Source organism: Kitasatospora sp. NPDC058478, assembly GCF_042720345.1.
Taxonomy (GTDB): Bacteria; Actinomycetota; Actinomycetes; order Streptomycetales; family Streptomycetaceae; genus Kitasatospora.
In genome coordinates, this window is record NZ_JBHXML010000067.1 from 26,217 (window position 1) to 50,920 (window position 24,704).

Here is a 24,704-nt window from a genome sequence, read left to right on the forward strand (position 1 = left end):
GCAGCTGGGCCGGGGGAACCGGCAGGCCGGTGGCGGGATCAGTCCAGGACCGGCAGCAGCTCCGGCAGGTGCCCGTCCGAGGCCAGCGCCGCGGCCCGGCGCTCGGCCGACACCTCGCCGTAGGTGGTGGTGCGCTGGCGGTGCGGGCGGCCAGCCGCCTCGGCGATCGCCTGGAGGTCGCGCACCGACTTGTAACTCCCGTACGCCGAGCCGGCCATCCGCGAGATGGTCTCCTCCATCAGCGTGCCGCCCAGGTCGTTGGCGCCCGAGCGGAGCATCTCGGCGGCGCCCTCCGCGCCCAGCTTGACCCAGCTGGTCTGGATGTTGGGGATGTGCGGGTGCAGCAGCAGCCGGGCCATCGCGATCACCGCGCGGTTGTCCCGGGCGGTCGGGCCGGGCCGGGCGATGCCGGCCAGGTAGACCGGCGCGTTGGTGTGGATGAACGGCAGGGTCACGAACTCGGTGAAGCCGCCGGTGCCGTTGGCCTCCAGGGAGCGCTGCTGGATCTCGGCGAGCAGCCGCAGGTGCCCGAGCCAGTGCTTCGGGGTGTCCACGTGCCCGTACATCATGGTGGACGAGGAGCGGATGCCCAGTTCGTGCGCGGTGGTGACCACTTCGACCCAGGTTGCGGCCGGCAGCTTGCCCTTGGTGAGCACCCAGCGGACCTCGTCGTCCAGGATCTCGGCCGCCGTGCCCGGGATGCTGTCCAGGCCGTTCTCCTTGGCCCGCTGGAGCCAGTCGCGGATGGACAGCCCGGTGCGGGTCGCACCGTTGACCACCTCCATCGGCGAGAAGGCGTGCACGTGGATGCCGGGCACCCGCTCCTTCACCGCGCGGGCGATGTCGAAGTAGGCGGTGCCGGGCAGGTCCGGGTGGATGCCGCCCTGCATGCAGACCTCGGTGGCGCCCACCTCCCAGGCCTGCGCGGCCCGGTCGGCGACCTGCTCCAGCGACAGGGTGTAGGCGTCGGCGTCGGTGCGGCGCTGGGCGAACGCGCAGAAGCGGCAGCCGGTGTAGCAGACGTTGGTGAAGTTGATGTTCCGGGTGACGCAGTAGGTGACGTCCTCCCCCACGGTGTCCCGGCGGACGTCGTCGGCGATCCGGCAGAGCGCGTCCAGGGCCGGGCCGTCCGCGTGGAACAGCGCCAGCGCCTGGTCGTCGGTGAGCCGCGTCGGGTCGTCGGCGGCCACCGCCAGCGCCTCGCGCAGGTCGCCGACCAGCCGCTCGGGCGCGCCCTCGGCGAGCACCTGCTCGCGCAGCACCTCCCAGTCGCCGTAGACGTCCTCGAAGTCGGCCCGGCGGTCGCCGGTGCGGCCGTCGGTGTCGATGGTGGCGTGCAGGTCGGTCCGCCCGTACGAGACGGGCAGGTCCTCGGGCTCCTGCCAGGGCAGGCCGCGGACCACCGCGTCCGGGTTCGCCAGCCCGGTCTCCGGGTCGGCGAGGGCGCGCACGTGCGGCAGCACCCGCGGGTCCAGCCAGGGCTCGCCGCGCCGCACGTACTCGGGGTAGACGGCGAGGCGTTCGCGCAGTTCGAAGCCGGCGGCCGCGGAGCGCTCGGCGAGCCGCTCGATCTGCGGCCACGGGCGTTCGGGGTTGACGTGGTCGGGGGTGAGCGGGGAGACGCCGCCCCAGTCGTCGACGCCGGCCGCGATCAGCCGCCCGTACTCGCCGTCCACCAGGTTCGGCGGCGCTTGCAGGCAGGCCGCCGGGCCCATCACGTGCCGGGCCACCGCCACGGTGGCGACCAGCTCGTCCAGTTCGGCGTCGGGCATGCCGCGCATCGCCGTGTCCGGCTTGGCGCGGAAGTTCTGCAGGATCAGCTCCTGGACGCCGTGGTAGGCCCGGGAGACCTTGCGCAGCGCGAACAGCGACTCCGCGCGCTCCTGGTACGTCTCGCCGATGCCGATCAGCAGGCCGCTGGTGAAGGGGACGGAGCTGCGCCCGGCGTCCTCCAGCACTCGCAGCCGGACGGCCGGTTCCTTGTCCGGCGAGCCGTGGTGCGGGCCGCCAGGCTCGCTCCACAGCCGGGTGGCGGTGGTCTCCAGCATCATGCCCATGGAGGCGGAGACGGGCTTGAGCCGCTGGAAGTCCGTCCAGCCGAGCACCCCGGGGTTGAGGTGCGGGAGCAGGCCGGTCTCCTCCAGGATGCGGATCGACATCGCCCGCACGTAGGCGATGGTGTCGTCGTACCCGTGCGCGTCGAGCCACTCGCGGGCCTCGGGCCAGCGGTCCTCGGGCTTGTCGCCGAGGGTGATCAGGGCTTCCTTGCAGCCGAGTTCGGCGCCGCGCCGGGCGATGTCCAGCACCTCGTCGGGGGACATGAACATCCCGTGGCCGGCCCGGCGCAGCTTGCCGGGGACGGTGACGAAGGTGCAGTAGTGGCACTTGTCGCGGCAGAGCCGGGTGAGCGGGATGAAGACGCTCTTGGAGTAGGTGATGACGCCGGGCCGCCCGGCCGCCGCCAGCCCCGCGTCGCGGACCCGGGCGGCGCTCGCACACAGGTCGTTCAGGTCCTCACCTCTGGCCTGGAGCAGCACCGCGGTCTCGGTGACGTCCAGGGCGACGCCGTCCCGGGCGCGGCGCAGGGCGCGCCGCATCGCGTTAGCGGTCGGGGGGTTGCTTGCGTCCATGGCGGTTCCGTCCATGGCGCGACCCTACGCCAGGTCTCGTACGTTCGGAGTAGCCAACCCTGAGGGCGTCTCAGGGTCGATGTACCCGTGAGGTTTACCCCGAACTGGACCCGCAGGGCGATGACGGGGGCGGGGCGCGGGCCTCTAATGGAAAGGCACAGCCAATCGCTCGTGTTCGTAGAGGAGTTGAGGACGCCATGACCAATGACACGGCGGCGGGGGACAACGTGGACGGCGGCGTGCCGTACCGCTCACGGCGGCGCATGCTGGTGCGGGCCGGGGTGCCGCTGACGGTGGCCGCGGTGATCGCCGCCGGGATCGGGCTGGTGCCCGCACTGGCGGCCGACGCCCCGCCCGACCTTCCCTCGCTGACGCCGGAGCAGCTGGTGGCCAAGGTGCTCGGCTCCGACGCGCAGAGCCTCTCCGGCACGGTGTCCGTCTCCACCGACCTCGGCCTGCCCAGCCAGCTGCTGGGCGCCGCGGCCGGCGGGCTCGGCGCGGCGGCCGGGCGCGGCGGCGGCCAGGGATCCTCCTCGGCCGACCCGCAGGCCAAGCTGCTCGGCCTGCTCGGCGGCGACCAGACGCTGCGGGTCGCGGTGGACGGCCCGGACCGCCAGCGGGTCGACCTGCTGGAGGACATGGCCGGCTACACCGTCGTCCACAACGGCGACCAGGCCTGGGCCTGGGACAGTTCCACCAACACCGCCGTGCGCCTGACCGGCCAGGCGGCCGCCCAGCACCCCGACACCGCCGGCAAGCACGCCGGGGCGCCGCTGACCGGGGTGCCGACGACCCCGCAGGAGGCCGCCCGGCAGTTCCTGACCGCGAGCGCGGGCACCACGTCGGTCACCGTGGCCGGCACCGCCAACGTGGCCGGGCAGAAGGCGTACCAGCTGAGCGTCAAGCCCGCGCAGTCCGGTTCGACCGTCGCCGAGGTCCGGATCGCGGTCGCCGCCGACAACGGGGTGCCGCTCTCGGTGGTGGTCAAGGGCGTCGACGGTTCCACCGTGCTGGACGTCCACTTCACCGACGTGTCCTTCGCCAAGCCGGCCGCCAAGACCTTCGACTTCACCGTGCCCAAGGGTGCCAAGGTGACGGAGCACAAGGCCGACGAGGGCGCCAAGGGTGAGGTGCCGCAGGGTTTCGCGCCCAAGGGTTCCGCGCCGCAGGGTTCCGCGCCCGGGGGCAAGGCCGGTCGGGACGCCTCGGGCCAGGACCACGGCGGCGTGAACGTGATCGGCGAGGGCTGGACGACCGTGGTCTCGGCGCAGCTGCCCGTCGGCGCCGTCGACGTGCCGCAGGACGGCGGCAAGGGCGGCAAGCACGGCGGCCGGGGCGCGGCGCTGAACCCGCAGGCGCTGGTGAAGTCGCTCGACAAGCCGGTCGGCGGCGGCACGCTGATCAGCACCAAGGTGGTGAACGTCCTGGTCACCGACGACGGCCGGGTGTTCGCCGGCGCGGTGACCCTGCCGGTGCTCCAGCACGCCGCCGGGGTGAACTGACGGATGACGAAGACTCCCGTAACGGGGGACGTTACGGAGTCGGCCGAGGGTCCGGGCGCCGAGCAGCGCCCGGGCCCCGCGCCTTCCACCTCCTCCTCCCCCGACTCCCCCGATTCCCTCGATTCCCCCGGCCCCCTCTCCTCCCCCGGTTCCTCCGGCTCCTCCGGGCCCGACGACGTGATCAGGACCCGCGGCCTGACCAAGCGCTTCCGGGGCGGCCAGCTCGCCGTGGACGGCCTGGACCTGAGCGTGCCGCGCGGCTCCGTCTTCGGCTTCCTCGGCCCGAACGGCTCCGGCAAGACCACCACCATCCGGATGCTGATGGGCCTGATCGCCCCCACCTCCGGCGTGGCCACCGTCCTCGGCGAGCCGATGCCGCAGTCCGTCGCCTCCGTGCTGCCCCGGGTGGGCGCACTGATCGAGGGCCCGGCGCTGTACGGCTTCCTCTCCGGGCGGGACAACCTGGTGCGGTTCGACGCCGCCGACCCGACCGCCGACCCGCGGACCCGGCGCCTGCGCGTCGAGACGGCGTTGGAACGGGTCGGGCTGAGCGCCGCGGCGGCCAAGAAGGCCCGCGCGTACTCGCTGGGCATGAAGCAGCGGCTCGGCCTGGCGTCGGCGCTGCTCCAGCCGCGCGAGCTGCTGGTGCTGGACGAGCCCACCAACGGGCTGGACCCGCAGGGCATGCGCGAGATCCGGGCGCTGGTGCGGGAGGTCGCGGCGGAGGGGACCACGGTGTTCCTCTCCTCGCACCTGCTGGACGAGATCGAGCAGGTCTGCACGCACGCGGCGGTGATGTCCCGGGGCCGGCTGGTGGTGCAGGGCACCGTCGCCGAACTGGCCGCCCGCGCGCAGGGCCGGCTGGTGGTCCGCACACCGGACGTGGCGCACGCCGTGGAGGTGCTGGCGGCCCACCGGGTCGGCTCCCTGCTGCCCGGCGACGGGCGGGTGGACGGCGATCTCGGCGCGCTCGGCTCGCCCGGCTCCCCGGTCGAGGAGGCGCTGCCGAAGCTGTGCGCGGCGCTGGTCGAGGCCGGGGTGCGGGTGCACGGGTTCGGGCTGGAGCGGGGCACGTTGGAGGACGCCTTCGTGGCGCTGACCGGGGAGGGCTTCGATGTCGCAGGCTGAGCTGTCGCGGGCTGAGCTGTCACAGGCCGGGGCGTTGCCGGTCCGGGCCGGGCGGAGGCCGCAGACGGCGGCCGGGTTCCTGGCGCTGTTCCGCAACGAACTGCACCTGACCTTCCGCCGGATGCGCACCAAGGTGCTGCTGGGGATCCTGGCGGTGCTGCCGATCCTGATCGGCGTGGTCGTCAAGCTCAACACGGGCAGTCCGCACGAGGGCGGCGGCGGGGTGAACTTCATCGCGCAGACCACCCAGAACGGCCTGTTCCTGGTCTTCACCGCCCTCGCGGTCGCGCTGCCGGTGTTCCTGCCGATGACGGTCGGCGTGGTCGCCGGGGACTCGGTCGCTGGCGAGGCGGCCACCGGGACGCTGCGCTACCTGCTGGTCGCCCCGGCCGGGCGCACCCGGCTGCTGGCCGCCAAGTTCACCGCCGGGCTGGTGTTCTGCCTGGCCGCGACCGTGGCGGTCGCGGCGGCGGCGCTGGCCACCGGCGCCGCGCTGTTCCCGCTCGGCGAGGTGACGCTGATCTCCGGCGACACCATCGGCTTCGGCGACGCGCTGCTGCGGGCGGTGCTCGTGGCCGGGGTGGTGGCGGCCTCGCTGGCGGGGCTGGTGGCGATCGGGCTGTTCGTCTCCACGCTCACCGGCAGCGGTATCGCGGCGATGGCCGCGACCGTCGGGCTGGTGGTCACCGTGCAGATCCTGGACGCCTTCCCGCAGTTGGACGCCGTGAGGCCGTTCCTGTTCACCCATTACTGGCTCAGCTTCGCGGACCTCCTGCGCCAGCCGATGTACTGGGACGGCGTGTGGAAGGACCTCGGCCTCCAGGCCGCCTACGTCGCCGTGTTCGGCGCGGCGGCCTGGTCCCGCTTCACCAGCCGGGACATCAGCGTCTGACCGCCGCGTCGGCGGGGGCGGATCAGAAGGGGCGGATCGGCGGGGGCGGATCAGCGGGGCGGATCAGCGCCTGACGGCCGCCTTCGCGGGGGCGGGTTGCGGCACGGCCGCGGCCCGCCCCGCGCGGTCGGCCCGCACCTGGCGCAGCGCGTCCCAGGTGAGCACCGCGAGCGCCAGCCAGACCAGGCCGAAGCCGGCCCAGCGGGCGGGCGGCATCGACTCGTGGAACACCGCCACGCCGATCAGGAACTGGAACACCGGCGCCAGGTACTGCAGCAGCCCGAGCACGGTCAGCGGCACCCGCACGGCCGCCGCGCCGAAGAACAGCAGCGGGATCGCGGTGATCACCCCGCTGAGCAGCAGCAGCCCGGAGTGCCCCCAGCCGTACGAGCCGGCCACCGTGTGGCCGAAGGTGCCGCGCCCGCTGACCTCCAGGTAGACCAGGTAGCCGAGCGCGAACGGGAACATGAAGGCGCTCTCCGCCGCCAGGCTCTCCAGCCCGCTCAGCCCGACCTTCTTCTTCAGCAGCCCGTACGTGGCGAAGGAGAGCGCCAGGGTGAGCGCGATCCACGGCAGCCGCCCGTACGCGACGCTGAGCACCGCGACGGCGGCCGCGCCGACGCCGACCGCCGCCCACTGCGCCGTCCGCAGCCGCTCCTTGAGCACCAGGACGCCGAAGCCGATGGTGACCAGCGGGTTGATGAAGTAGCCGAGGCTGGTCTCGACGACGTGCCCGGCGTTGACGCCCCAGATGTAGACGCCCCAGTTGATCGAGATCACCGTGGCCGCGCCGGCCAGCATGGCGAGCCTGCGGGGCTGGCGCAGCAGCGGGCGTATCCAGCTCCAGTGCCGCTGGGCGATCAGCAGCAGCACCACGGCGACCAGGGACCAGACCATCCGGTTGGCCAGGATGTCGTCGGCGGCGCCGGGCTCCAGCAGTGGCCAGAACAGGGGGAAGAGGCCCCAGATGCCGTAGGCCGCGACGCCGTACCAGAGGCCTCGGCCGCTGTCCTGCTGGGTTGTCTGTGGCATGGCCGCCTGCCCTCCGCGCGCGTGTGTCGAGGTGACGGTAGCTGGCGGAGGGGCAGGCTGTCATCTCCGTTTCCGCATTTTGGTCATGACATCTCTGACCTCGGGAAACGCGGGGCTCATCGCCGGCCCGGAGCGCCTCAGCCCTGGAGCGCCTCGGGCCCGGAGCGCCTCAGCCCTGGAGCGCCTCGGGCCCGGAGCGCCTCAGGCCTGGAGCGCGGCGCGCACCGACTCCGCCAGCGGGACGGTCGGGCGGCCGATCAGCCGGGCCAGGTCGCCCGGGGTGCCGGCCAGCTCGCCACGGGCGATGCCCGCGTCCACGTCCACCAGCACCTCGGCGAAGCCCTCCGGCAGGCCCGCGCCGACCAGCGCCGCGAGGTGCTCCGCCGGCGCCACGTCCTGGTGCGCGACCGGCTGCCCGGAGACCAGCGCCAACTCGGCCGCCAGCTCCGCCAGGCTCCACGCGGCGTCGCCGCTCAGCTCGTACACCCGGCCCTCGTGGCCCTCGCCGAGGAGGACGGCGACGGCCGCGTCCGCGTAGTCCTTGCGCGGGGCGGTGGCCACCCGGCCGTCCCCGGCGCTGCCGAGCACCACGCCGCGCGCGACCGTGCCGGCCGCGTCGCCCAGGTAGTTCTCGGTGTACCAGCCGTTGCGCAGCAGGACGGACGGCAGGCCGGATTCGCGGATCAGCTCCTCCGTCGCCTTGTGCTCGTCGGCCAGCCGGAAGGTCGCCGCGCCCGGCGCGCTGGTGTAGGCGAACAGCGCGACGTCGGCCGCACGGGCCGCGTCGACCACCGCGCGGTGCTGCGGGATGCGGCGGCCGACCTCGCTGCCCGAGATCAGCAGCACCCGGTCGCCGGCCGCGAAGGCGCCGGCCAGGGACGCCGGGTCGTCGTAGTCGACCACGCGGACGGCCACCCCGCGCGCGGCCAGGTCGGCGGCCTTCTCGGCGGAGCGGACGGCGACCGCCACCTCGCTCGCGGGGACGGCGGCCAGCAGGCCCTCGACGACGAGACGGCCGAGCTGGCCGGTGGCACCGGTGACGACGTACATGGGGATGCTCCTCGGGTGGGTTTGGGCCTCGATGGGGTTCCTGCCTCGAAACTCACCCTAGGGACTGCACTAACCTTTCGAAAGTACGCACTTCAAAGTACGGTACTGATATGAAGGTAATGGCAGGACAGTCATGAAGACCCTGGAGGAAGGCCGCCCGGCCGTCCCGGTGCGCGAGCTGCCGCCGGCCGACGTGTTCGACCGCATGTGCCCGTCCCGGGGCGTGCTGGAGCACGTCACCAGCCGCTGGGGCGTCCTCGTGCTCGGCGCGCTGCGCGAGCGCGGCTACCGCTTCAGCGAACTGCGCCGCCGGGTCTCCGGCGTCAGCGAGAAGATGCTCGCGCAGACCCTGCAGACGCTGGAACGCGACGGCTTCGTGCACCGCGAGGCCCACCCGGTGATCCCGCCCCGGGTCGACTACAGCCTCACCCCGCTCGGCCGGGAGGCCGCCGAACTGGTCGCCGCCCTCGCGCACTGGTCCGAGCAGCGGGTCCCCGCCGTCGAGGCCGCCCGCGCGGAGTACGACGCCCGGCCTAGCGCTCGCTGATCAGGGCCGCCAGCCCGTCCAGCACGCGGGCCAGGCCGAAGGCGTACGCGTGGTCCGGGTCGTACGCGCCGCCGTGCGCCTCGCCGGCGGCGGCGCCCACCCGGGCCGCGACCGGGTAGCGCTCGGCGTCGAAGACCTTGGCGAGCAGCTCGGCGTTGGCGGCCCACCACTGCGCGTCGGTCATCGCGCTGTCCTGCCGGGCGGCGCGCTCGTCGGCGGCCATCCGGGCGCAGGTCTGGACGAAGCCCAGCAGGTGGGTGAGCGCCGCGTCCAGTTCGACGTCGGGCAGGCCGGTGCCCTCGAAGGCGCGCAGCTCGTACTCGTACTTGGCCATCAGGCCCGGGCCGAGCGGCGGGCGGCTGGTGGAGACCGCCGAGACCCACGGGTGGGCGCGGTGCAGCGTCCGGTTGTCGTCGGCGACGGCGGTGACCCTGGCCCGCCAGCCGTCGTCGGCGGGGGCGCTGCGCGGCGTCGTCGCGTAGACGGTGTCCAGCATCAGGTCGAGCAGTTCGGCCTTGCCGGGGACGTAGGTGTACAGCGCCATCGGGGACAGCCCCAGCTCCTGCGCCACCCGGCGCATGGTGACGGCGTCCACGCCCTCGGCGTCGGCCAGGGCGATGGCCACGGCGGCGATCTCGCCGGTCGACCGGGCCTGTCGCGGGCCGCGCCGGCCGGGCTTCTCCTCGGCGGTCAGCCCCCAGAGCAGGGCGAGGGTGCGCGCCGGATCTCCTGCGCTGCTGCGGTCCGTGGCCATGGGGGGATCTTTTCACGGCCCCGCCGACAGCTCGACGGCCCGACGGCCGGTCGCTCGGCGGTCCGGCGGCCCGGTGCCGGCGTCATACGAGCGCCGGGTGGATCAGCCGCCCGTGGTGGACGAGCGAGGCGGACTGCTTGAGCCGGCTCACCCGGACGCTGATCTCGTAGCCGCGGATGCCCTCGACGTGGGCCAGGCGGCCGGTGAGGTAACGGTAGAAGTCGGGGGTGTCCCGGCAGGCGACCACGGCCATCAGGTTGTGGCGTCCGCTGATCGCGGCGACGAACGCGCACTCGTGGTGGCCGCCGACCTCCTCGCCGACCTGGTGCAGCCGCGGTAGGTCGACCTGCAGCCACAGGGTGGCGTTGAGCCGGTAGCCGAGGCGCTCGGCCAGGGTGTCGACGTCGTACGTGAGCGAGCCGGCTGCCTCCAGTGCCTCCAGGCGACGGGCGACCCGGGGCTTGGACCAGCCGGTGACCTCGGCCAGGTGGGTATGGGTGGCCCGGCCGTCCTCGGCGAGCGCGCGCAGCAGCGGCAGGTCCTGTTCGCCCAGGGGCGTCGACGAGGCCACTGCCGGGGTGGGGTGGCCGGAGGTCAGCCGCCGCACCTGTTCGGGGGTGAGCGAGGCGTCGGGGTCGGTCCAGGGCGCGGTTCCGGGACCGCCGTAGATACGCACGACCAGGTCGACGTTCACGTCCAGGACGGCGCCCGCTCGCGGCAGCTGGCGCAGCAGCAGGTCGTCTTGGTCGGTTCCGGCGGGGGACCGGATGATGCAGATGATCTCCGAGCCGCCGGAGGCGATGCCGACGTACGCCACCTCGGACCGGCGGGCCAGTGACTGGGCCAGCGGTGCCACCGCATCAGGTCGGCAGCGCAGCCGGACGATCCACTCCGCCTGGCCGTCGGCGTTCAGGTTGCCCAGTCCGACGACGCGCAGCAGGCCGTCCCGCCGCAGGGCGGCGTAGCGGCGCGCCACAGTCTGTTCGGACACGCCGATGACCTCCCCGAGCCGCCGGAACGAGACCCGGGGCGCGCACTGCAAACCGTGGATGATTTTGCGGTCCAGATCATCAGCCATGGAGGAATGGTCCCATCGCCAGACGCCCAGGCGGAGGTTCCGGGACGCTTCGTGGGATCGACCGCGGGTTTCGGGCGCTTCGGGGAGAAGCTGATCGGCGGCTCCACGGGCGGCTGCCGTCGGCCGTCGCCCCCGGGAGCGGGCGCACGCTCCCGGCGGCGCTCCGAGAATGCGGGGCCTCCCCCGCAGCAGCCGAAGGAACGACCCCGTGAACTCCACAACGACGCCGGACCTCAGGGCCGGACGGGCCGCCACGCTCGTCATGGCCTGCCTGGGTGTCTTCGTCGCCTACCTGCCCGTCACCACCGTGTCGGTGAGCCTGCCGGCGATCCAGCGCGCACTGGGCGCGTCGACCTCCGAACTGTCCTGGGTGTCGGACGCGTTCGTGCTGCCGATGGCCGCGCTGATCCTGACCACCGGCGTCTGGGGCGATGTCCACGGCCGCAAGAAGGTCTTCCAGACCGGCATGGTCTTCTGTGCGCTGGGCGCCGCGATCTCGCTGCTGTCCAGCTCGGTGCAGGCACTGTGGGTCGGGCAGGCGGTCTCCGGCATCGGCGCCGCCGCCCTGCTGCCCACCACACTCACGCTGATCAGCCATGCCGTGCCCGACCACCGTGAGCGGGGCAAGTTCATCGGCTTCTGGGCGATGAGCCTGACGGCCCCGCTCGCCGTCGGCCCGCTGATCGGCGGCGCCCTGCTGGAGCACACCACCTGGCGCTGGATCTTCCTGCTGCCGATACCGCTCTCCGTGGCCCTGCTGGCCGTCGCCACGTTCCGGCTGCCCGACTCGCGCGCCCCGCACGGCCGCCGGCTCGACTGGCCCGGCCAGATCACCGCCGCCGTCGCCGTCACCGCACTGGTCTACGGCGTCATCGAGGGCGGCGCGGACGGCTTCGGCGAACCCGCTGTGATCACCGCGCTGACGCTCGGCGCGGTCGCCGCCGGAGCCTTCGTCCTGGTGGAACTCCGCAGTGCCGGCCCGATGCTGGACCTGGCGCTGTTCCGCAGCCCCGCGTTCACCGCCACCGCACTGGTGGCCGTGGTCAGCTTCCTCGGCCTGATCGGCTTCTTCTTCGTGCTCAGCCTGTACTTCGGCCTGGTCCAGCACCTGAGCACCATGCAGGCGGCACTGCGGATGGTGCTGGTGTCCGGCACCTCGCTGGTGGCCGGCCTCCCTGTCGGACGGCTGATGCACCGGATCCCGCCGAGGGTGCTGATCACCACCGGGCTGGTGCTGATCGCCGCCGCGATGTTCGCCATGACCGGCGTCGACGCCCACACCTCCTACGCGGCGCTGACCTGGCGGCTGGTACTGCTCGGACTCGGCATGGGCGCGGTGCTCACCCCGATGACCGCCTCCGCAGTCTCCGCCGTTCCCTTCCACCTGGCCGGGATGGCCGCGGCCGGCAACAACGCGATCCGCCAGGTCGGCGCCGCGCTCGGCCCCGCCGTCCTCGGCGCGCTGCTCACCAGCCGTGCCCTGAACGCCCTGCCCGAACAGCTCGCGAACGCCGGCGTCCCGGCCCAGACCGGCGCGCGTGTCCTGGACGCCGCCCGCGAACACGGCCTGGGCGCCGTCGCCGGACTCGACCTCGGCCCCGCCACGGGACAGGCCCTGACCGCGCTGAGCAACTCCTTCCTGGACGGCATGCGGCTGTGCCTGCTGGTCTCCGCCGGCCTCGCCCTGCTGGCCGCGCTGGCCTGCGCCCTGCTGCTGAAGAGCCCGTCGAGCGCGGCACCGAGGGCGGCGGGTCCGGGACGGCCGGTGCCGGAAGCGGAACAGGCCGCGGTCCCGGTTGCGGTCCCGGTTGCGGCGCAGCCGGCCTGAGGACCCGCCCGGCGATCTTTCCGCGAACCCCGGCGGAGCCCCCAGCCGGTGCGCCGGCCGACCATGACCAATCTCGGCGCCGACCGCTGTACCGATGTTCCCCGAGGCCGGGCTACCGTCTCCCCATGACCAGCGTCCCGACCAGCAACGGCCCGAGTGGCGGCGGCTCGACCGGTGGCAGCCCGACCGGTGGCGGCCCGAGCGGTGGCGGCCCGGACCCGATCCCGGGCACCGACACCCCCGAGACCATCCGCCCCCGCGTCACCTGCCGCCGCTGCCACCGCCCGCTGCACGACCCGGAGTCGCGGATCCTGCGGCTCGGCCCGGAGTGCCGTGATCCGGCGGAGCGGGTCGCGCGCTTCGACGTCGACCAGGATCCGCTGCCGGGCATCGGGTGACAGGCACCGGGTGACGGGCGTCGCTCGCCGGCCTCTGGTGTAGCGCCCGTCAGGCGCGCCGGAAGAGGCGGCGCAGGAGGCCGGGGCGGGGTTCCGGCTGCTCCTCGATCTGCTTGGCTTCCTGGGCTTCTCGCGCGGCCCCGGCTTCCCTGGCTTCCTGGGCCTCGGCCCGCTCGATCATCCGCCGGGCCAGGTCGAGGTCGGCCCGGGGCAGCCAGGGCGCGGTGAGCGCCAGCGCGGCGAGCGAGCGCAGGACGGTCACCACGCGGGTGCGGCGGGCCCGGGCGCTGTAGTGCAGCCGCTGCCGGAGCCGGTCGGCGATGTCGGCGCGGGTCTCGGGGTGCGTCCAGCCGATCGCGACGAGGGCGAAGCCGGCCGCCTCGACCACCCAGTCCTCGGGCCCGAGCAGCAGGTCGACCAGTACGCGGCGGCGCTCGGAGTCCTCCCACGGCTGGTCGGTGCGGTGGTGGGCGATGCCGAGGCAGGCGAAGACCTGGACGGCCCGCACCCACAGTTCGGGCTGGTGGGCGAGCAGGGCCCGGCCGAGGTCGTCCTCCCGGGGCATCGGCGGGTGGACGAGCGCGCCGAGCAGGTCGTCGAGGGGCAGCCCGGCCAGCCGGACGGCGTGGTCGTAGGCGGCGGGGACGGTCGCCCAGACGATCTCGGCGGTGGCCCGGACGAGTTCGGCGCTGTCCGGCGCGGGCGGGGCGACGGCCGGGCGCGGGTCGGTGCCGTCCCAGGCCCAGATCCGGGTGGCCGGTTCGGCCAGCGGCAGCCGGGGGTCGGGCTCGGCGACGGACTGGTAGGCGACGGTGGAGCGCGGCAGGGCGAGGCGGACGGCCAGCAGGGAGCTGGGCGGTTCCACGGCGGAGGCGCTGCACTCGATCTCGCTGTCGCGGGTGGTGCCGGGGGCGGCGAGCACCTGGTGCAGCACGTTGACGGTCGCCTCGGTGGCGCCGGAGACCATGCCGAGCCAGGGTTCCCGGTGGCTGAGGCGTTCCAGCAGGTCCTGGGCGTACTCGTGGTCGGGGTGGGCGCGGTGGTGGTCGGCCAGGGCGAGCAGGTGGGCGGGGTCGCCGTCGGCGGCGTGCCGCAGGCCGTACCGGGCGGGGGCCGCCTTGGGGTGGTCGGGTTCGGTGGCGAGCACGCGGTCCAGCCAGGGCAGGCCGTCGGCGGGGCGGCCGAGGGCGCCGTACAACTCGGCGACGTCGACGGCGAGGTAGCTGCTGGAGTTGTCCCGCTCCGGTTCGACCCGGGCCAGTTCGGCCTCCCAGACGGCGAGCGCCCGTTCCGGCCGGCCGTGCGCGCGCAGGGCGTTGCCGAGCATCACGGACGGCAGGTAGCCGGGGGCCAGCAGGTGGGCCAGTTCGGCGAGTTCGACGGCGCGGTCGGTGGCGCCGAGGCGGCGGGTGAGGCCGGAGGCCATCGCGAGCAGCAGCGCGTGGTCGCCGTGGCGGGCCACCACGGACTGGACGAAGTCCTCGAACGGCTGGACGGCTTCGGCGAGTTCGGGGGGCAGCGGGTCGGGCAGTCCGCCGCTGGCCCGGGCCACCGCCTGGGCGACGGCGTCCGGGTCGACGAGGGCGGGCAGGTCCTCGCGGGCGAGCCAGGCGGCGTGCGCCCAGGGTCTCGCGGGCTCGTACTGGATCGCGGAGGCGAGCAGGCCGACGGCGGTGTCCCAGTCCCCGGCGGCGGCCTCGACGTGGGCCCGGCAGGCGACGGTGCCCAGGTAGACCTGGCCGTCCAGCGGGAACAGGTCGCGGGCGGCGGCCGGGCCTCCGGCGGCGGCGCACAACTCGGCCAGCGCCTCGTGCAGTTCGGGCAGCTGGGGGTCGGCGAGGATCGCGTCGGCCAGGTGGTCGGCGGCGTGCGGGAGGTCTCCGGAGTCGATCGCCAACCGGGCCACCGCCACCTCGCCCTCCGCCGCCAACCGCTCGTCGCCCTCGTCGTCGGCGTGCCCCATGTGGTCGTCCCCCCGCTCGCGGTGTCTGCCATGTGCGCGGACGAGGCTATCCCGCGTATCTGATGACCGGATGATCAATCTGTCGGTGTGTCGGACGAGCTGGAATTGGCCTGAATCGCGCTCACCTTCTGGGCCGGATACACCCCGAACGAGTGGTTTGGGTGCTGGTCGACGCCTTTTCCCGGAATCGGCGCACCACGATGTTCCCCGGCGCTTCGCTCCCGAAGCACCCGCCGGAGCACCCCTCGGAGCATCCCGAAGCACCCCCGCAGCACCCCCGCAGCACCCCCACCCCGACGACAAGCGAGAAGTGACAATGAAGCTCTCCCGCACCCTGTCCATGGCCGCCTCGGCCGCCGTCCTGAGCACCGTCGCCCTGGGCACCACCGCCCTCACCGGGCACGCCACACCGGCGGCCGCCGCCTCGTTCGTGGTCAGCGAGGCCCAGTTCAACCAGATGTTCCCGAGCCGGAACTCCTTCTACACCTACCGCGGCCTGACCGACGCCCTCAGCGCCTACCCCGGGTTCACCACCACGGGCAACGACGCCACCCGCAAGCGCGAGGCTGCGGCGTTCCTCGCCAACGTCAGCCACGAGACCGGCGGCCTGAAGTACATCGTCGAGCAGAACACCGCCAACTACAGCCACTACTGCGACACCTCGCAGCCCTACGGCTGTCCGGCCGGCAAGAGCGCCTACTACGGGCGCGGCCCGCTCCAGATCAGCTGGAACTTCAACTACAAGGCGGCGGGCGACGCCCTGCACATCGACCTGCTGAACAACCCCTCCCTGGCCGAGAAGGACCCGGCCGTCTCCTGGAAGACCGGCCTCTGGTTCTGGAACTCCCAGAAGGGCGCCGGGACGATGACCGCGCACGACGCCATCGTCAACGGCAAGGGCTTCGGCGAGACCATCCGCAGCATCAACGGCGACCTGGAGTGCAACGGCAAGAACCCGGACGAGCGCAACGACCGCATCAACCTCTACAAGAAGTTCGTCGGCGTCCTCGGCACCGACGTCGGCGGCGGCAACATCTCCTGCTGACGGGCGGCGGCTTGCGCGGGAAGTCGGCCCGTCCGACTTCCCGCGCACGGGTCGGTTGGCGGGCGCGGCCGGGGACGGCGTCAGCGCCGGACGTCATCGCCGGGCGTCATCGCCGGGCGTCGAAGCGAAGGTCCACGAAGGCCCCGACCAGTCCCCCGAGCGCGACGGCCGGCACGACCGCGTCCCCGGCACGGCCGGCCAGACCGCCCGTGACCAGCACGAACGCGACGGCGGCCAACGCGCCCGCCCAGGCCGGACCTGATCGCGGCAGCAGGGGCACGGGCCTGCCGTCCCGCCGCCGCCTGACCCACTTGACGGCGAGCAGGAGCACCGCGACCGCGACGAGTGGCGGCGCCATGACGTGCGCGGAGGTTCCCATCCTTGTCCGCCTTCCGTTCGGGCTGTCACCGACACGGTAACTGCCGTGCGGCGGGGCGGCGATGGCGTATTCCCCTTCGTCATCGCCGATCCGCCGAACGACCGGCGGGCGGGGCGCCGAGTACCTACGTTCGGGGACATGACGACGACCGCATCGCAGGAAGCGTTCCTGAAGGCCTTCCACGCCGAGCGCCCGGCGCTGACCTCGGACGTGCTCGGCCGCGCCAGGGCTTCGGACGGCAGGACCAGCTACCAGGTCCTGCGTGACCGCGCCGCCGGGAGCCGCCGGGTGCTCGACCTCGGTTGCGGCGACGGGCTGTTGCTCGAACTGCTCGCCGGGACCAGCGGTCGCGAGTTGGCCGGGATCGACCTGTCCCCCGAGGCGCTCGCGCTGGCCCGCCGCCGACCGGCCCTGGCGGGCGCCCGGCTGGCCGTCGGACGGGCACAGGAACTCCCTTTCGCGGACGGCGCGTTCGACGCCTGCGTCTCCCACCTCGCGCTGATGCTGATGGGCGACCTGGAACTGGTCACCGCCGAGATCGCCCGGGTGCTCGCCCCTGGGGGGCTGCTCGCGTGCGTACTCGGCGGCGGAATGGTCGGCGGCGAGGTCCATGAGCGGTTCGGCGAGCGGCTGTCCGCCGCCCTCGCCGCGCTCCCCGCGGACCGCCGCATCCCGGCGCTGGGCGACCGGCGGGCGCGGAGCCGCGACGGCCTCGCCGGGCTGCTCGGGCCGGCCGGGTTCGGGCCGGTGGGGTGGGAGACGGTCCTCATCGACCTCGGCGGCCCGGCGGAACGGGTGTGGGAGGCCGTGTCCGGCGTCTACGACGTGGGCCCGCTCGACGAGGAGGCCCGCGCCGCCCTGCACGAGGCGTTCCTCACGGAGGCCCGGGCGGCGTCGGGCCCGGCGGACGGGCACCTTCCGTACGGGTTCAGGATCCACCTCGCGGCGGTGAGGCCGGTCCCCCCGCGCACCTGAATATTTCATCACGAGAAATATTCAGGTGGTCTGCGGCGTTGGCCACGGAGCCGGGTGCGGGAAGGCCCCGCACGGCTGGAGACGGGAGCGACGCCGTGCGCGTGGAGATCTGGACCGACATCAACTGCCCGTGGTGCTACATCGGCAAGGCCCGGTTCGAGCAGGCCCTGGAGCGGTTCCCCCACCGTGGGGACGTGGAGGTCGTCCACCGCTCCTTCGAGCTCGACCCCCACTCGCCGGCCGAGGCGCGGCCGGTCGTCCCGCTGATCGCCGCCAAGTACGGGCTCAGCCTGGAGCAGGCCGAGGCGGCGGAGGCGCGGATCGCGGACAACGCGCACGGGGAGGGGCTGGCGTACCTCCGCGAGGGGCGCGACGCGGCGAACTCCTTCGACATGCACCGCCTGCTGCACTTCGCCAAGGACCACGGGCGGCAGGGGCAGCTGCTGGACGCGCTGTACCGGGCCAACTTCGCCGACGCGCGGTCCGCGTTCGCGGAAGGACGGCTGGTGGAACTGGCCGTCGAGGCGGGGCTGGACGGCGAGGCCGCGGCGGCGGCGCTGGCCGATCCGGACGCCTACGCGGAGGCGGTGCGCGAGGACGAGGCGACGGCGGGCGCGATGGGCGCCACCGGGGTGCCGTTCTTCGTGTTCGACCGGCGGCTCGGGGTCTCGGGCGCCCAGCCGGCCGAGACGTTCACGGCAGCGCTGGAGCAGGCCTGGGAGAGCCGGGTGGCGGTGCCCCTGCTGGTCGGCGGCGGCGACGGTGGCGGCGAGGTGTGCGGGCCGGACGGGTGCGAGCTGCCGCAGCGGTGAGGTGAGGGGCGCGGAGCAGGAAGTCGGCGGGGCCGACTTCCTGCACCGCCGCCTTCCTGCTCCGGGCAGGTCAGCGCTTGGGGGCGACGAGGCGGGTGCCGGCCCAGTCCGGGGCGGCGCCGATGGCCTTGGTCGAGGCGAGGCCGGCGGTCTGGGCGGCCTCGTTGACGTCGCTGGGCTCGATGTAGCCGCCCCGGCCCGACTTCGGGGTGAGCAGCCAGGTCGTGCCGCCCTCTTCGAGGAGGCCGATGGCGTCGACCAGGGCGTCGGTGAGGTCGCCGTCGTCCTCGCGGAACCAGAGCAGGACGGTGTCGGCCACGTCGTCGTAGTCCTCGTCGACGAGGTCCTGGCCGGTGATCGACTCGATGCCCTCGCGGAGGTCCTGGTCGACGTCCTCGTCGTAACCGATCTCCTGGACGACCTGCCCGGGCTGGAACCCGAGCCGGGCCGCCGGGTTGGTGCGCTCTGTCGTCATGCCGGTGTTCCTTTGACTTGGAGGCGCCTGTCGCCTCGCATCCAGGTAGCCAACCAGACACGGACGGTGGCCGGCGCGGAACACGCCCATGAATTGACGGTCCGTCAGACCTCGCGGCAGGAAACGATGCCGGACGAGCTGACGGCCAGCAGGAGTTGGGCGCCCCCGGCGGCATCGGCCCGGGTGATGGTGGCGCCCAGCTCGCCGGGCGGGAGGGGGAACGTGTGCGGGTGCAGGTCGGCGTCGTGCGCCACGACTGCGTCGCCCTCGACGTAGAGCAGCAGGTATTCGGCGACGTCGGGCACATCGGACACGTCGGGTCCCCTCCCCTGGGGCGGCTGGCGCTTGGCCCTGCCCACGCTAGGGGCCGCGCGGGGCACGGTCGGTGGCATTCACCCGGCACCACCCCCACGGGTGAATCCGGCGGAGGACGGGCGGGGGTTGGGGGCAGGGCTGGGGCCGGGGTTGAGGTGGGGGTTGAGGCGGGCGGGGTGCCCGGCGGCGTTGCGACCGGCGGCCTCGCGGTAGGCGATGCGTTGGACGGCGGTGACCAGGCGGTAGAGGTTGAGGGCGGCGTCGGAGTCGTCGGCGGCGAAGCCCAAGTGGAAGATGAAGGCTTCGAGTTCGCGCCAGTCGAAGTCGTCGGGGACGGGCTGGGCGACGCCGGGGGCGAGGGTGTTGAAGGCGGCGGCGACGGCGTAGTGGGTCGCGGCGAGGGCGTTGGCCAGGAGGTTGGCCAGGGGATTGGGGCCGAAGTCGGGGTCCGGGTCCGGGTCGGGCATGTCAGGGGTCCTCCTCGTCGGGCTTTGCAACGTTGAGTGCGGTGATGACGCCCAGGACGACGGTGGCGATCGCCAGGGCGAGGAGGACGGCGAAAGCAGCGGCGATCAGAAAGCGCACGGGTCTTCGCGGTCTCGGTCGGCGGCGAGGAGGAGGGAGAGGAGGTTGAGGAGCGTGGAGGCCGGGGCGGTGTTGAAGCGGACGAGGACGCGGCCGTCGATGGTGCGGTCGATGGTGGCGGAGGGGAAGATGAGGCCGAACCTGCGGCCGCGCTCGTCGACTTCGGCGAGGAGCGTGCGGATGTGGTCGTCGGTGTAGTACCGGATCCGGGGGTCGGTCGGGAGCATCGGGCGGCGACGGGGAAGGGGCATCAGGCGGCGTCCAACTGCAGCTCGAACCAGACGGATTTGCCCTGCTTGCGCAGGTCGGCGCCGAAGCGGTGGGCGAGGGAACGGACGAGGTGCAGGCCTCGGCCGGAGAGCGCGTAGGGGTCGGCGGGGGCGCACGGCTCGGGCGGGAGGGTCGGGCTGTCGTCACAGACCGAGACGCGGAGCCTGCGGTTGAGGAGGGAGAGCACGACGAGGGGCGCGAGGCTCCCGGCGTGCTTCCACGCGTTGAAGAAGAGTTCGTGGAGGGCGAGTTCGGCGTCGGAGATGGTGGGGGGCGGCCAGCCGGCGGTGGTGAGGAGGTCGCACAGCTCGGTGCGGGCGGCGGTCCAGTCGGGAGGGTTGGAAGCACGCATGAGAGACCCCGGGAGGGAGAGGAGGGGAATCGACGAAGCGTCGCCATGAACCGGCCTGACGCTCCGCCATGTGATCGGTGCAACACTGAGAGTAGGGGCCTATCTGGCAAGGTTGCAAGCCGATCCGGGAGACTCATGCCAGCCATCACTCGTTGGTGGCATCCCGGAGGGGTTGTGCGCGAGACTGCGCCGACAGGGAAGGACGATCGTGGGATACAAGGGACCAATCAGCCAGCGGCAGCGCCGATTCGGCGAGGAGCTGCAGCACCTGCGGACAGCCGCCGGGCTGTCGTCCGCCGACGCCGGGGCGCTGGTCGGCATGAAGGTTCCGGCAGTGAGTCACACCGAGGCTGGCCGGATCACTCTCAACCCCGAACGCCTCGAAGTCTGGCTCGACGCCTATGGCTGCACGGACCCGGTATACCGCGCGGGTCTTACCGAGATGGGTCGAAGCAGCGGCAAGGGCTGGTGGAGCGAGTTCGAGGGCAAAGTCCCGACACTCGCGCTGGATCTGGCCGAGGCGGAGGACAGGGCACAGACCTTCTCCGTGTTCGACACACTCCATATCCCCGGCAGCTTGCAGGTCCCGGGCTATATCGAAGCCATCTACAAGGATGCTTACCAAGATGGCCGTTGGGACACGGCGACCGCCGTCCAGTTCCGTCTACAGCGGCAGCGCGTCCTGACCGACAGTAAGCGTCAGTTTCGATTCGTCATCCACGAGGCGGCTCTTCAGATGCGGTTCGCTGGCAAGTCAGTCATGCACGAGCAGCTTCTTCACCTCGTCGATATGGCGGAACTACCCAATGTCACGATCGAGATCATTCCATTCGACGCCCCCAAGAAGGTCCCCTACACAGGCGCCTTCCTGATCTGCGACCCCGGGTGCACCGCTCTGTCGACCATCATCCTGGATGGGCCCAAGCGCGCCATTCACCTTGGGGATCCATCAGATGTAGTGGCCTACCACCAGAAGTTTCGAGAGGCCTGCGATCTCTCGTTACCGGCCGTGGACGCGTCCAAGCCCAGACGTGATTCCTCCCGTGACTCGTGGGGACTCCTTCAGTACCTCATTTACCAGCTCCAAACGTGAAAGGCGCCCGATGTCCGACCTTGCCTGGCAGAAGTCATCCTTCAGCGATGCAGACGGCGGCAGCACATGTCTTGAACTAGCAACTGGGGTCGACAGCCTCCGCCACCTCCGCGAGTCCGATGACCCCTCCACCATCGTCACCACCACCGTCCCCAAACTCCGCGCCTTCGTCCTCGGCGCCAAGGCCGGCGAGTTCGACCACCTCGTCTGAGCCTGAACCCCTGCCGCGCGCCCGGCGGTCAGCACACTTGGTGCTGACCGCCTCCGCCCAACTCCCTGTTCCGGGCCGCCCGCCCTGGGTTAGCGTGGACCCATGTCGAGAGACCTGCCCGCGCTACGGGCATCCCATCAGGACCGGGACCGCATCGTAGAAACGCTGCAGGTCGCCGCCGCAGACGGCCGGCTCACCCCCGAAGAACTCGAAACCCGGCTGGAAGCCGCGCTCTCGGCCCGGACGCTCGCCGAGTTGGCCGAGCTGACCACCGACCTGCCGAGCTTCGCGTCGGCCGTGGCCGTGCCGAAGGACGTGCTGGTCATCGACCAGCGCGGCGGCAAGTACACCCGGGCGGGGCGCTGGGTGGTCCCCCGGCACATCGAGTTGCGGCCGAAGCACTGCACGGTCGTCCTCGACTTCACCGAGGCGGTGATCACGGCCGACACCCTTCTGATCGACGTGTCCCTGCGGCACGGCAAGCTGCTCATCATCAGCCCGCCGGGCCTCGTCACCCTCGACACCGACGGTCTCACCCTGGTCTTCTCCAAGGTCAAGCAGCGCTCCGACAGCGGCGGCGACGCCACCAGGCCCCAGCTCCGGATCGAGCTCACCGGCACCCTCAAACACGCCTCGGTCGTCGCGCGCCCTCCCCGCCGCCGCCTCTTCGGCGCTTGAGGCAGGCCCACTCCACAGCTACACACCCTCGCCCGCTCGTCGATCCCGACGAGCGGGCGATCTCGTTACTCGGCAGACCCCCAGGCCTCAAAGAGTCCGCCATGAAGCGCCGTTGGCCAATTCCAGCCTTCCGGCACGACCACGCCGGTGACCTCCCCCCAAGCATCTCCGCTGCACACGAATCCCCGGCCGTCTCACGAAGATCGGCTCCCGGAGGCGCGCGGTCGTGGTCGAATCTCCCAAGCGAACGACGCAGTTCTTCCCGGAGGTGAACGATGCCCTCAGATCCCCCACTTGAGGACCTGCTGCGATCCTGCACCCACTCCGCGCTTCACCTTGAGATGCGCGACGGCTACATGCGGGACGACCCGCTGTTCCTCCGCTGGCTCGACGGGCACCGGGACGATCCGGCCGACCGCTCGTCGTGGTGGAACCCATGGCTGCAGCTGATCCACGAAACCACCGCCCGAGGCGTCGAGGTCCGACGCGCCCGCGTGGTCTCGGAACCGGTCAGCGAGTACATCCGGTTCGAACACGAGATCACGTTCCGGAACATCGCCTCCGGCGAGCAGGTCAGCTGGCTTCCGCGTCGGCAGACGACCGACCTCGCGCTCCCCGGCAATGACTTCTGGCTCATCGACGGTCAGCTACTCGTCGTCCACCACTTCAGCGGCGAGGGCGACTTCGTCGACGACGAGATCAGCACCGACCCGCAAACCGTGAAGCTCTCCCACTCCACGTTCGAGGCCGTCTGGGAACGAGCGGTCCCGCACGAAGACTTCCAGCTCCACTGACCGGTGCACGCGCGTCATCCGGCGTCCTGCAAGGCAATCCGGCGTGAGCCAGGTGCCGCAGGAGGAGGCAGCCGCCCGCCCGCTCGTTGGAGCCCAACGAGCGGGCGGCAAACGTCCTACTGCCCTCTTGACGGCGATCAACCGGGAGGGTGAAGCTCACGCACACCGGTGCACCCCACTCGACTACGGGAGTGAGAATGGCCCTGAGGTTCCTCGGCATCATCCCGAACACCCCGGACACGGACTCGCCGACGATCTGGTTGGACGAGGAGACCGGAGACCTGCTGATCCAGTCCTACAAGGCCACGGACGACGAAGTGAAGTCATGTCAGGGGATCGGTTCGATCCCCGGTCACTCCACCGACGTGCCCGATCACGAGACGATCATCAGGCTTCCCAAGATCATGCTTCAGTTCATCCCCAAGCCCGACAGTGAGTAGGAGCGATGACAAACCCGGTACTTGAGGGCCTAGCCAAGGCCAAGGTTTCCGCCGTGCATCTTGAGATGCGCGACGCCTACCAGCCCAGCGACCCCGAGTTCATCGCATGGCAACAGGGGAAACGCCTTGACCCTGCTGCCGAGCGGTCGTCCTGGTGGCGCCCGTTCTTGGACGTGGTGACCGAGACGACGGCGCGCGGTGTCGTGATGAGGCGCGCCCGGGTCGTCTCCGAGCCGGTCACCGACTACATCCGATACGAGCACGACGTGACGTTCCCGAACGTCCGGGCAGGCGAACAGATCCGTTGGCTTCCCCGCCGGAAAGCGGCCGACATCGCGTTGCCCGGCACCGACCTTTGGCTGTTCGACGGGTCGTCGGTGCTGTTCACGTACTTCTCGGGTGTCGGTGAGGTCGTCGACCGTGAATGGCGCACCGAGCCGACCGTCGTCGAACTGGTGAAGTCGGCGTTCGAGGCGGTGTGGGACCGGGCCACACCGCACGAGGAGTACCGACTTCACTGATCCACCATGACCGCCTCGCCCTCTTCAAGTGCCCGGCAGGCCCGTCATGTTCTGGCGAATCGGCTTGCCGAACTGTGCCGGGATGCTGGGCTCACCGGGCTTGGCATCGCCCACCTCTGCGGCTGGCATCCGTCGAAGTCGTCCCGGATCATCAACGCCCGGACTCCCCCGTCCGCCGACGATATCCGGGCGTGGTGCCAGGCATGCGGGGCGGAAGATCAAGCCGAAGACCTGATTGCCTCGCTGCGGACCGTCGAGGACATGTGGATCGGCTGGCGGCGCATGGAGCGCTCCGGGCTCAAGCGGGCGCAGGAAGCGCGCTTGCCGCTGTACCAGCGCACGCGACGCTTCCGCTCGTACTCGTCATGGCTTGTGCCCGGATTGATCCAAACTCGCGGCTACACCGAGTCGGTGTTGCGCGCTGTGCAACGCCGCAGGGTCGAGGTGGACGACGTGGCCGAAGCGGTGACGGCCCGCATGGAGCGTCAAGCCGTCCTGCACGAGGGGGGCCGACGGTTCGCCTTCCTCGTGGAGGAGTCGGTGTTGCGCAACGGACTCGGCGGCGCTGACGTGCTGATCGAGCAGCTCGGTCACCTGCTCACGGTCGGCTCGCTGCCAAGCGTGAGCCTGGGCATCGTGCCTGATCAGCCGGGTCGGACACGGATGCCGGTGGAGGGGTTCTGGATCTTCGACGTTGCACAGGTCAATGTCGAGCTGGTCTCGGGCTATCTCACGATCACGCAGCCCAGCGAGGTCGCGACGTATGCCGACACGTTCGCCGAACTGGCTGACATGGCGGTCTACGGCCCGGACGCCCGGACGCTGATCACCTCGGCGATCAACTCTCTCGGGTGAATCCGTGCAAGGTCGTGCAACGTCGTAGAGCCCAACCAGCCTGTTTTCCTAGCGTGTTGCCATCGGGTCCAGCAGCTCCGAGGGAGCGACCGACCCGACCGA

28 protein-coding genes are annotated in these 24,704 nt (G+C 72.1%); 16 read left to right on the top strand and 12 right to left on the bottom strand.

What is annotated here, in order from left to right; genetic code table 11:
- Window positions 1-38: 38 nt before the first annotated feature.
- Window positions 39-2,645, bottom strand: coding sequence for a bifunctional FO biosynthesis protein CofGH (locus tag ACFWPT_RS31215; RefSeq protein ID WP_380485860.1), 2,607 nt, complete (start codon window positions 2,643-2,645; stop codon window positions 39-41).
- A 182-nt stretch (window positions 2,646-2,827) separates the two neighbouring features.
- Between ACFWPT_RS31215 and ACFWPT_RS31220 the strand changes: the two genes are divergently transcribed.
- Genes ACFWPT_RS31220 through ACFWPT_RS31230 form a run of 3 tightly spaced genes read left to right on the top strand, consistent with a single transcriptional unit; the run spans window position 2,828 to window position 6,152 of the window.
- Window positions 2,828-4,132: an outer membrane lipoprotein carrier protein LolA gene (locus ACFWPT_RS31220; protein ID WP_380485862.1), complete on the top strand. Its 1,305-nt coding sequence runs from the start codon at window positions 2,828-2,830 to the stop codon at window positions 4,130-4,132.
- Window positions 4,133-4,135: 3 nt separating this feature from the next.
- Window positions 4,136-5,260 carry an ABC transporter ATP-binding protein gene (locus tag ACFWPT_RS31225; RefSeq protein ID WP_380485864.1) on the top strand — a complete coding sequence of 375 codons (1,125 nt, stop codon included), beginning with the start codon at window positions 4,136-4,138 and terminating at the stop codon, window positions 5,258-5,260.
- Window positions 5,247-6,152 (top strand): ABC transporter permease, encoded by a 906-nt coding sequence (locus tag ACFWPT_RS31230; RefSeq protein ID WP_107452884.1) that lies wholly within the window; start codon window positions 5,247-5,249, stop codon window positions 6,150-6,152. Before ACFWPT_RS31225 ends, ACFWPT_RS31230 begins: the two co-directional genes overlap by 14 nt.
- Window positions 6,153-6,215: 63 nt before the next feature.
- On the opposite strand, the gene rarD is transcribed toward ACFWPT_RS31230, so the two are convergent.
- Together rarD and ACFWPT_RS31240 are read right to left on the bottom strand one after the other, a co-directional pair.
- Window positions 6,216-7,184: an EamA family transporter RarD gene (gene rarD / locus ACFWPT_RS31235; RefSeq protein WP_063348102.1), complete on the bottom strand. Its 969-nt coding sequence runs from the start codon at window positions 7,182-7,184 to the stop codon at window positions 6,216-6,218.
- 201 nt (window positions 7,185-7,385) lie between these two features.
- Window positions 7,386-8,234, bottom strand: a complete 849-nt coding sequence (locus tag ACFWPT_RS31240; RefSeq protein ID WP_380372729.1) for an SDR family oxidoreductase — start codon at window positions 8,232-8,234, stop codon at window positions 7,386-7,388.
- Between the two features lie 205 nt (window positions 8,235-8,439).
- Here ACFWPT_RS31240 and ACFWPT_RS31245 point away from each other — a divergent pair, with 205 nt between their 5' ends.
- A complete protein-coding gene (locus ACFWPT_RS31245) occupies window positions 8,440-8,781 on the top strand; it encodes a helix-turn-helix domain-containing protein (protein ID WP_063351188.1) in 342 nt (113 codons plus the stop codon).
- Here the strand turns inward: ACFWPT_RS31245 and ACFWPT_RS31250 are convergent.
- Window positions 8,768-9,535 (bottom strand): TetR/AcrR family transcriptional regulator, encoded by a 768-nt coding sequence (locus ACFWPT_RS31250; RefSeq protein ID WP_380424936.1) that lies wholly within the window; start codon window positions 9,533-9,535, stop codon window positions 8,768-8,770. The two genes, ACFWPT_RS31245 and ACFWPT_RS31250, sit on opposite strands and share 14 nt — an antisense overlap.
- An 82-nt stretch (window positions 9,536-9,617) precedes the next feature.
- Window positions 9,618-10,613, bottom strand: a complete 996-nt coding sequence (locus ACFWPT_RS31255) for an Lrp/AsnC family transcriptional regulator (protein ID WP_380485867.1) — start codon at window positions 10,611-10,613, stop codon at window positions 9,618-9,620.
- A 262-nt stretch (window positions 10,614-10,875) separates the two neighbouring features.
- Here ACFWPT_RS31255 and ACFWPT_RS31260 point away from each other — a divergent pair, with 262 nt between their 5' ends.
- Entirely contained in the window at window positions 10,876-12,441 is a 1,566-nt protein-coding gene (locus ACFWPT_RS31260) for an MFS transporter (protein WP_380485908.1), read from the top strand.
- Between the two features lie 125 nt (window positions 12,442-12,566).
- Entirely contained in the window at window positions 12,567-12,839 is a 273-nt protein-coding gene (locus ACFWPT_RS31265; RefSeq protein WP_380485869.1) for a DUF6011 domain-containing protein, read from the top strand.
- Between the two features lie 49 nt (window positions 12,840-12,888).
- Here ACFWPT_RS31265 and ACFWPT_RS31270 read toward each other — a convergent pair whose 3' ends face one another.
- Entirely contained in the window at window positions 12,889-14,802 is a 1,914-nt protein-coding gene (locus ACFWPT_RS31270) for a hypothetical protein (RefSeq protein ID WP_063348108.1), read from the bottom strand.
- 310 nt (window positions 14,803-15,112) lie between these two features.
- Here ACFWPT_RS31270 and ACFWPT_RS31275 point away from each other — a divergent pair, with 310 nt between their 5' ends.
- Window positions 15,113-15,847: a chitinase gene (locus ACFWPT_RS31275; RefSeq protein WP_380485872.1), complete on the top strand. Its 735-nt coding sequence runs from the start codon at window positions 15,113-15,115 to the stop codon at window positions 15,845-15,847.
- Between the two features lie 106 nt (window positions 15,848-15,953).
- Here the strand turns inward: ACFWPT_RS31275 and ACFWPT_RS31280 are convergent, their stop codons facing one another.
- A complete protein-coding gene (locus tag ACFWPT_RS31280) occupies window positions 15,954-16,226 on the bottom strand; it encodes a hypothetical protein (RefSeq protein ID WP_380342918.1) in 273 nt (90 codons plus the stop codon).
- Window positions 16,227-16,364: 138 nt separating this feature from the next.
- Here ACFWPT_RS31280 and ACFWPT_RS31285 point away from each other — a divergent pair, with 138 nt between their 5' ends.
- Both ACFWPT_RS31285 and ACFWPT_RS31290 read left to right on the top strand, forming a co-directional pair.
- Window positions 16,365-17,201 (top strand): class I SAM-dependent methyltransferase, encoded by an 837-nt coding sequence (locus ACFWPT_RS31285; RefSeq protein WP_380372719.1) that lies wholly within the window; start codon window positions 16,365-16,367, stop codon window positions 17,199-17,201.
- Between the two features lie 95 nt (window positions 17,202-17,296).
- Window positions 17,297-18,013, top strand: a complete 717-nt coding sequence (locus ACFWPT_RS31290; protein WP_380485874.1) for a DsbA family oxidoreductase — start codon at window positions 17,297-17,299, stop codon at window positions 18,011-18,013.
- A 70-nt stretch (window positions 18,014-18,083) separates the two neighbouring features.
- On the opposite strand, the gene ACFWPT_RS31295 is transcribed toward ACFWPT_RS31290, so the two are convergent.
- From ACFWPT_RS31295 to ACFWPT_RS31315, 5 genes are all read right to left on the bottom strand, one after another.
- Window positions 18,084-18,488: a DUF3052 domain-containing protein gene (locus ACFWPT_RS31295; protein WP_380372713.1), complete on the bottom strand. Its 405-nt coding sequence runs from the start codon at window positions 18,486-18,488 to the stop codon at window positions 18,084-18,086.
- Between the two features lie 104 nt (window positions 18,489-18,592).
- Window positions 18,593-18,802, bottom strand: coding sequence for a hypothetical protein (locus tag ACFWPT_RS31300; RefSeq protein ID WP_380372710.1), 210 nt, complete (start codon window positions 18,800-18,802; stop codon window positions 18,593-18,595).
- Between the two features lie 78 nt (window positions 18,803-18,880).
- Window positions 18,881-19,270 (bottom strand): hypothetical protein, encoded by a 390-nt coding sequence (locus ACFWPT_RS31305; RefSeq protein ID WP_380372707.1) that lies wholly within the window; start codon window positions 19,268-19,270, stop codon window positions 18,881-18,883.
- A gap of 105 nt (window positions 19,271-19,375) precedes the next feature.
- Window positions 19,376-19,639, bottom strand: coding sequence for a hypothetical protein (locus ACFWPT_RS31310; RefSeq protein ID WP_063348115.1), 264 nt, complete (start codon window positions 19,637-19,639; stop codon window positions 19,376-19,378).
- Window positions 19,639-20,010: an ATP-binding protein gene (locus tag ACFWPT_RS31315; protein ID WP_380485876.1), complete on the bottom strand. Its 372-nt coding sequence runs from the start codon at window positions 20,008-20,010 to the stop codon at window positions 19,639-19,641. Before ACFWPT_RS31315 ends, ACFWPT_RS31310 begins: the two co-directional genes overlap by 1 nt.
- Before the next feature lie 208 nt (window positions 20,011-20,218).
- On the opposite strand from ACFWPT_RS31315, the gene ACFWPT_RS31320 reads away from it, so the two are divergent.
- The 7 genes from ACFWPT_RS31320 (at window position 20,219) to ACFWPT_RS31350 (ending at window position 24,602) form a co-directional block, all read left to right on the top strand.
- A complete protein-coding gene (locus ACFWPT_RS31320; protein ID WP_380485879.1) occupies window positions 20,219-21,103 on the top strand; it encodes a helix-turn-helix domain-containing protein in 885 nt (294 codons plus the stop codon).
- Window positions 21,104-21,113: 10 nt separating this feature from the next.
- On the top strand, window positions 21,114-21,314 hold the full coding sequence (locus ACFWPT_RS31325) for a DUF397 domain-containing protein (protein WP_380485881.1): 201 nt from the start codon (window positions 21,114-21,116) through the stop codon (window positions 21,312-21,314).
- A gap of 102 nt (window positions 21,315-21,416) precedes the next feature.
- A complete protein-coding gene (locus tag ACFWPT_RS31330; protein ID WP_380372695.1) occupies window positions 21,417-21,992 on the top strand; it encodes a DUF1707 domain-containing protein in 576 nt (191 codons plus the stop codon).
- A gap of 275 nt (window positions 21,993-22,267) precedes the next feature.
- Complete coding sequence (locus tag ACFWPT_RS31335; protein WP_380485883.1) at window positions 22,268-22,786, top strand: DUF6879 family protein; 519 nt, start codon at window positions 22,268-22,270, stop codon at window positions 22,784-22,786.
- A gap of 197 nt (window positions 22,787-22,983) precedes the next feature.
- Window positions 22,984-23,226 (top strand): hypothetical protein, encoded by a 243-nt coding sequence (locus ACFWPT_RS31340; RefSeq protein WP_380485885.1) that lies wholly within the window; start codon window positions 22,984-22,986, stop codon window positions 23,224-23,226.
- Window positions 23,227-23,231: 5 nt separating this feature from the next.
- Complete coding sequence (locus ACFWPT_RS31345) at window positions 23,232-23,747, top strand: DUF6879 family protein (protein ID WP_380485887.1); 516 nt, start codon at window positions 23,232-23,234, stop codon at window positions 23,745-23,747.
- A gap of 6 nt (window positions 23,748-23,753) precedes the next feature.
- On the top strand, window positions 23,754-24,602 hold the full coding sequence (locus ACFWPT_RS31350; protein WP_380485889.1) for a helix-turn-helix domain-containing protein: 849 nt from the start codon (window positions 23,754-23,756) through the stop codon (window positions 24,600-24,602).
- Window positions 24,603-24,704: the final 102 nt, after the last annotated feature.

Bases quoted from the DNA above. Each gene is read 5' to 3' on its own strand.
- ACFWPT_RS31215 (WP_380485860.1), bottom strand. From the start codon at position 2,645: ATGGACGGAACCGCCATGGACGCAAGCAACCCCCCGACCGCTAACGCG.
- ACFWPT_RS31220 (WP_380485862.1), top strand. From the start codon at position 2,828: ATGACCAATGACACGGCGGCGGGGGACAACGTGGACGGCGGCGTGCCG.
- ACFWPT_RS31225 (WP_380485864.1), top strand. From the start codon at position 4,136: ATGACGAAGACTCCCGTAACGGGGGACGTTACGGAGTCGGCCGAGGGT.
- ACFWPT_RS31230 (WP_107452884.1), top strand. From the start codon at position 5,247: ATGTCGCAGGCTGAGCTGTCGCGGGCTGAGCTGTCACAGGCCGGGGCG.
- rarD (WP_063348102.1), bottom strand. From the start codon at position 7,184: ATGCCACAGACAACCCAGCAGGACAGCGGCCGAGGCCTCTGGTACGGC.
- ACFWPT_RS31240 (WP_380372729.1), bottom strand. From the start codon at position 8,234: ATGTACGTCGTCACCGGTGCCACCGGCCAGCTCGGCCGTCTCGTCGTC.
- ACFWPT_RS31245 (WP_063351188.1), top strand. From the start codon at position 8,440: ATGTGCCCGTCCCGGGGCGTGCTGGAGCACGTCACCAGCCGCTGGGGC.
- ACFWPT_RS31250 (WP_380424936.1), bottom strand. From the start codon at position 9,535: ATGGCCACGGACCGCAGCAGCGCAGGAGATCCGGCGCGCACCCTCGCC.
- ACFWPT_RS31255 (WP_380485867.1), bottom strand. From the start codon at position 10,613: ATGGCTGATGATCTGGACCGCAAAATCATCCACGGTTTGCAGTGCGCG.
- ACFWPT_RS31260 (WP_380485908.1), top strand. From the start codon at position 10,876: ATGGCCTGCCTGGGTGTCTTCGTCGCCTACCTGCCCGTCACCACCGTG.
- ACFWPT_RS31265 (WP_380485869.1), top strand. From the start codon at position 12,567: ATGACCAGCGTCCCGACCAGCAACGGCCCGAGTGGCGGCGGCTCGACC.
- ACFWPT_RS31270 (WP_063348108.1), bottom strand. From the start codon at position 14,802: ATGGGGCACGCCGACGACGAGGGCGACGAGCGGTTGGCGGCGGAGGGC.
- ACFWPT_RS31280 (WP_380342918.1), bottom strand. From the start codon at position 16,226: ATGGGAACCTCCGCGCACGTCATGGCGCCGCCACTCGTCGCGGTCGCG.
- ACFWPT_RS31285 (WP_380372719.1), top strand. From the start codon at position 16,365: ATGACGACGACCGCATCGCAGGAAGCGTTCCTGAAGGCCTTCCACGCC.
- ACFWPT_RS31295 (WP_380372713.1), bottom strand. From the start codon at position 18,488: ATGACGACAGAGCGCACCAACCCGGCGGCCCGGCTCGGGTTCCAGCCC.
- ACFWPT_RS31305 (WP_380372707.1), bottom strand. From the start codon at position 19,270: ATGCCCGACCCGGACCCGGACCCCGACTTCGGCCCCAATCCCCTGGCC.
- ACFWPT_RS31310 (WP_063348115.1), bottom strand. From the start codon at position 19,639: ATGCCCCTTCCCCGTCGCCGCCCGATGCTCCCGACCGACCCCCGGATC.
- ACFWPT_RS31315 (WP_380485876.1), bottom strand. From the start codon at position 20,010: ATGCGTGCTTCCAACCCTCCCGACTGGACCGCCGCCCGCACCGAGCTG.
- ACFWPT_RS31325 (WP_380485881.1), top strand. From the start codon at position 21,114: ATGTCCGACCTTGCCTGGCAGAAGTCATCCTTCAGCGATGCAGACGGC.
- ACFWPT_RS31330 (WP_380372695.1), top strand. From the start codon at position 21,417: ATGTCGAGAGACCTGCCCGCGCTACGGGCATCCCATCAGGACCGGGAC.
- ACFWPT_RS31335 (WP_380485883.1), top strand. From the start codon at position 22,268: ATGCCCTCAGATCCCCCACTTGAGGACCTGCTGCGATCCTGCACCCAC.
- ACFWPT_RS31340 (WP_380485885.1), top strand. From the start codon at position 22,984: ATGGCCCTGAGGTTCCTCGGCATCATCCCGAACACCCCGGACACGGAC.
- ACFWPT_RS31345 (WP_380485887.1), top strand. From the start codon at position 23,232: ATGACAAACCCGGTACTTGAGGGCCTAGCCAAGGCCAAGGTTTCCGCC.
- ACFWPT_RS31350 (WP_380485889.1), top strand. From the start codon at position 23,754: ATGACCGCCTCGCCCTCTTCAAGTGCCCGGCAGGCCCGTCATGTTCTG.